Genomic DNA, 5,101 nt, shown 5'->3' with positions numbered 1-5,101 from the left:
CCCACGGGCCCGCCGACAGCGGCGCCGGCGCGACCACCGCGCCGCCGGGCGCGGGTGTGACCGGGAACKTCGCGGTCGCGGTGGGCACCGGCCGCGACGCGGGCTCGGCCACGACCGGGCGCGGCAGGTACGGCTCGGCGGCCGGCAGCTTGGACCGGTCCCGGTGGATGGCGACGACCACGTCCCCGAACGGGACCTGGATGGGGGCGTTCGGCTTGTGCACGGCGACGTCGACGGCCTGCACGATGCCGGACGCCAGCACGGTCGCGGCGATGCGCTCCGCGACGGTCTCGATCAGGTCGACCGGCTCGCCCGACAGCACGGCCGCGACCTGCTCGGCGAGCTCGCCGTAGTTCAGGGTGTACGCGAGGTCGTCGCGGGCGGCGGCGCGGCGGGTGTCCAGGTGCACGACGACGTCCGCGACGAACGTCTGCCCCTCCCGGCGCTCGTGCTCGAACACGCCGTGGTACCCCATGGCCGTGATGCCCGTCAGCCTGATCTGGTCGAGCCGGCGCCCGCTGGCGTCCAGCGCGTCCTGCCGGCTCTCGTCGTTCGTCGTCACCGCGTGCTCCCTCCGGTTCTCGCGTCCTCGTCCACGGCCAGCTCGTCCTCGTCGTCGGCAGGTCCGCCGGGAGCCCCCTGCGCACCCTGCCACGCCGCGGCGACACGGACGGCGTCGGCCGAGCCTGTCACCTCGTGCACCCGCACGCACCAAGCACCCGCGGCCGCCGCCAGCGCGGATACCGCCGCGGTAGCCCCGTCCCGCGCGAGCGGCGGGGCCGGCTCGCCGTCCGGGCCGGCCAGCAGGTGCCCGAGGAAGCGCTTGCGGCTCGCGCCGACCAGCACCGGGAACCCGTCCGCCACCAGCTCCGGCAGCCGCGCGAGCAGCGGCCAGTTGCTGGCCCCCGACTTCGCGAAGCCGAGGCCGGGGTCCAGGACCACCTGCTCGTCGCGCACGCCGGCGGCGCGCAGCGCCGCGACCCGTTCCCCGAGCTCGCGCCGGACGTCGGTCACCACGTCGCCGTAGTCGTCGAGGTCGTCCATCACGTCGGCGTGGCCGCGCCAGTGCATGGCGACGTAGACCGCTGCCGTCTCGGCGACCACCCCGTACATCGCGTCGTCGGCGAGCCCGCCCGAGACGTCGTTGACGATGACCGCGCCCCGCCGGACCGCCTCCCGGGCGACGACCGCCCGCGTGGTGTCGACGCTGACCGCCGCGCCCCGGGCCACGAGCTCCTCGACCACCGGCAGGACGCGGGCCAGCTCGTCGTCGACCGCGACGCGACGCGCGCCGGGCCGGGTGGACTCCCCGCCGACGTCCAGCACGTCCGCGCCCTGCGCCAGCAGCTCCAGCCCGTGCGCCACCGCCGCGCCGGGCGTGAACCAGCGGCCCCCGTCGGAGAACGAGTCCGGGGTCACGTTCACGACGCCCATGACGAGCGTGCGCCGTCGGTCGTGCAGCCGGGCCGGCAGCGGTGCCGGACGGGCGGAGGGGCCGGGGCCTGTCACGGTGCCGAGCCTAGGGTGTCGGCGGCGGCGTCAGTGGCCGAGCACGAGGCTCATCGCCTCGGCCCGGGTGGCGACGTCGCGCATCTGACCACGCACCGCCGACGTGACGGTCCGCGACCCCGGCTTGCGCACGCCGCGCATCGACATGCAGAGGTGCTCGCACTCGACGACCACGAGCACGCCGCGGGGCTGCAGCTCCTCGACCAGGGCGTCGGCGATCTGGGACGTGAGGCGCTCCTGCACCTGGGGGCGACGCGCGTACACGTCGACCAGCCGCGCCAGCTTGCTCAGGCCGGTGATGCGGCCGTCGACGCCCGGGATGTAGCCGACGTGCGCGACCCCGTGGAAGGGCACGAGGTGGTGCTCGCAGGTGGAGTACACCTCGATGTCCTTGACCAGCACCATCTCCTCGTGACCGAGGTCGAACGTGGTGGTCAGGACGTCACCGGGCTCCTGGTACAGCCCCGCGAAGATCTCCCGGTACGACCGGGCGACCCGGGCCGGCGTCTCCCGCAGGCCCTCGCGGTCCGGGTCCTCGCCGACCGCGATCAGCAGCTCACGGATGGCCGACTCGACGCGGTCCTGGTCGTACTCCCCGATCGCCATGCCGGGCGTGTGCACCGGCCCGATCCCGTCGCCCATCCTCAGGCGTCCGGGGTCTGCGACGGCGGGACCTCGACGATGCGCTCCTTCGGGAACCCGAACGCCTCCGCGGCCTCGTCCTCCGGGATGATCGGGTGGCCGTTGAGGGCCGCCTTCTCGGCTGCCGTCATGACCGGCGGGCGGTCCGAGACCGCGCGCTGCTCGCTCGAGAGCCACACCTGGCGCGGCGGCCGCTTGGTGATCGGCTCGAAGATCTTGGCCAGCTGCTCCTGGTTGAGCGTCTCCTTCTCGAGCAGCTCGAGCACGAGCGCGTCGAGCACGTCCCGGTACTCCACCAGGATCTCCCACGCCTCGTCGTGCGCCCGCTCGATGAGCGAGCGGACCTCGAGGTCGATGGAGGCGGCGATGTCCTCGGAGTAGTCACGCCCGTGCCCCATGTCGCGGCCCATGAAAACCTCGCCGGAGGCCTGGCCGAGCTGGATCGCGCCGAGCCGGGCGCTCATGCCGAACTGCGTGACCATCTTCCGCGCCGTCGCCGACGCCTTCTCGATGTCGTTGCTCGCACCCGTCGTCGGGTCGTGGAACACGAGCTCCTCGGCCACGCGACCGCCCATGGCGTACGACAGCGTGTCCAGCAGCTCGTTACGGGTGGTCGAGTACTTGTCCTCGGTCGGCATGACCATCGTGTACCCGAGCGCGCGACCGCGCGGCAGGATCGTCACCTTGGTGACCGGGTCGGTGTACCGGAGCGCCGCCGCGACCAGGGCGTGACCGCCCTCGTGGTACGCGGTGATCTTGATCTCCTTGGCGTTCATGATCCGCGTGCGCTTCTGGGGGCCCGCGATGACGCGGTCGATCGCCTCGTCCAGCGTGTGGTCCGTGATGGTCGCCTGGCCGGTGCGCGCGGTGAGCAGCGCGGCCTCGTTGAGCACGTTGGCCAGGTCCGCGCCGGTGAAGCCCGGGGTGCGGCGGGCGACGACGTTGAGGTCGACGTGCGGCGCCATCGGCTTGCCCTGCGAGTGCACCTGCAGGATCCGCTCGCGGCCCTTGAGGTCCGGCGGATCCACGGCGACCTGGCGGTCGAAGCGGCCCGGGCGCAGGAGCGCGGGGTCGAGGATGTCGGGGCGGTTGGTCGCCGCGATGAGGATGACGTTGGCGTTGGCGTCGAAGCCGTCCATCTCGACCAGCATCTGGTTGAGGGTCTGCTCGCGCTCGTCGTGCCCGCCGCCCATGCCGGCGCCGCGGTGCCGGCCGACGGCGTCGATCTCGTCGATGAAGATGATCGCGGGGGCGTTCTCCTTGGCCTGGTTGAACAGGTCACGGACGCGGCTGGCGCCGACGCCGACGAACATCTCGACGAAGTCCGAGCCGGAGATCGAGTAGAACGGCACGCTGGCCTCGCCAGCGACCGCGCGGGCGAGCAGCGTCTTGCCGGTGCCCGGAGGGCCGTACAGCAGCACGCCCTTGGGGATCTTGGCGCCGACGGCCTGGAACTTGGCCGGCTCCGCGAGGAACTCCTTGATCTCCTGGAGCTCCTCGACCGCCTCGTCGACACCCGCGACGTCCGAGAACGTGACCTGCGGGGACTCCTTGTTGACCAGCTTCGCCTTCGACTTGCCGAAGCTCATGACGCGCGAGCCGCCGCCCTGCATGTTCGACATGAGGAACCAGAAGATGCCCAGGATGATGACGAACGGCAGGACGAGCCCGAGCAGGCTGCTCCACCACGACGTCTGCGGCACGACCGACGTGTAGCCCTTGTCCAGGTCCGCGTCCGCGATCGCGGTGACCACCGACTCGCCCTGCGGCACGACGTAGTTGAACTGGACGAGCTTGCCCAGGTTCTTGTCGTCCTTGGTGAAGTCCGCCTTCAGCGTGAGGTCGACCCGCTGGACGCCCTCGGTGATCTTCGCCTGGTCGACCTTGCCGTCCGCGAGCAGCGAGATGCCGTCGGACGTGTCGATCTTGCTGATCCGCGGCTGGGCGAGCGTGGAGGCGCCGATGTACAGCAGGATCACGGCGATGACGACCCACAGGATGGGGCCTCGGGCTAGTCGCTTGACGTTCATGGGCGATCGGGGCAGGGCCCCTCAACCTCCGCTCGCGGGACTGGTGGCCTCGAAGTTACACGGACTTCCTGGGGGATCCTGACCGTGTTCACCGAGGGCGCACTCCGTTGAGTACCGGGCTCAGGCCCCGTAGACGTGCGGCGCGAGGGTTCCGACGAACGGCAGGTTCCGGTACTTCTCCGCGTAGTCCAGGCCATAGCCGACGACGAACTCGTTCGGGATGTCGAAGCCCACGTAGCGGACGTCCACGTCGACCTTCGAGGCCTCGGGCTTGCGCAGCATCGTCGCGATCTCGACCGTCGCCGGTCCGCGCGAGCGCAGGTTCGACAGCAGCCACGACAGGGTCAGGCCGGAGTCGATGATGTCCTCGACGATGAGGACGTGCCGGCCCGTGAGGTCGGCGTCGAGGTCCTTGAGGATCCGCACGACGCCCGACGACTTGGTGCCCGAGCCGTACGACGAGACCGCCATCCAGTCCATCTGCACCGAGTGGTGCAGGCGCCGGGCCAGGTCCGCCATGACCATGACCGCGCCCTTCAGCACGCCGACGAGCAGCAGGTCCTTGCCCGCGTAGTCGGCGTCGATCTGCGCCGCGATCTCGTCGAGCCGCTGGTGCAGCTGCTCCTCCGAGAGGAGCACCCGCTCGAGGTCGTCGCCCATGTCCGCAGGGTCCACCGCAGTTGCTCCTCTTGATCCACCCGTTCCGGCGTCTCCCGCGACTACGCGGGGGCCGGGCCCAGGGCAAGCCTGCCACACGCCCGGGTGGCCGCGACCCCGCCCGGCAGGGCGACCGCACCCTGCCCGTGCCAGTCCGTGACCAGGGCGTCGACCGCCAGGACGTGCACCCGGTGCAGCGCGCCCGCGGGGCTGCCGGCGGCGATCGCGGCGGCCCGCAGCGCGCGCGTGCGCAGGGCGGGCGG

General features: G+C 72.0%; 6 protein-coding genes. All 6 read right to left on the bottom strand.

Annotated features, from left to right (window positions below; all coding sequences use genetic code 11):
- Window positions 1-562, bottom strand: a 562-nt coding sequence (gene folB / locus AC1DT4_RS20150) for a dihydroneopterin aldolase (RefSeq protein ID WP_477091533.1), incomplete at its 3' end; no start/stop codon positions are given.
- Window positions 559-1,434, bottom strand: a complete 876-nt coding sequence (folP, locus tag AC1DT4_RS20145; protein WP_477091534.1) for a dihydropteroate synthase — start codon at window positions 1,432-1,434, stop codon at window positions 559-561. The genes folP and folB, both read right to left, overlap by 4 nt.
- Window positions 1,435-1,539: 105 nt before the next feature.
- On the bottom strand, window positions 1,540-2,151 hold the full coding sequence (gene folE, locus AC1DT4_RS20140) for a GTP cyclohydrolase I FolE (RefSeq protein ID WP_477091532.1): 612 nt from the start codon (window positions 2,149-2,151) through the stop codon (window positions 1,540-1,542).
- Between the two features lie 2 nt (window positions 2,152-2,153).
- Window positions 2,154-4,181 carry an ATP-dependent zinc metalloprotease FtsH gene (gene ftsH, locus AC1DT4_RS20135; RefSeq protein ID WP_477091531.1) on the bottom strand — a complete coding sequence of 676 codons (2,028 nt, stop codon included), beginning with the start codon at window positions 4,179-4,181 and terminating at the stop codon, window positions 2,154-2,156.
- Window positions 4,182-4,301: 120 nt separating this feature from the next.
- Window positions 4,302-4,856 carry a hypoxanthine phosphoribosyltransferase gene (gene hpt, locus AC1DT4_RS20130; protein ID WP_477091530.1) on the bottom strand — a complete coding sequence of 185 codons (555 nt, stop codon included), beginning with the start codon at window positions 4,854-4,856 and terminating at the stop codon, window positions 4,302-4,304.
- 44 nt (window positions 4,857-4,900) lie between these two features.
- A partial coding sequence (locus tag AC1DT4_RS20125) for a TilS substrate-binding domain-containing protein (RefSeq protein WP_477091529.1) occupies window positions 4,901-5,101 on the bottom strand: 201 nt, incomplete at its 5' end.

The sequence above is a fragment of the Cellulomonas sp. P4_D11 genome, assembly GCF_056401915.1.
The sequence above is the reverse complement of the archived record's forward strand: the minus strand, read 5'-3'. Positions and strand labels throughout refer to the sequence as shown.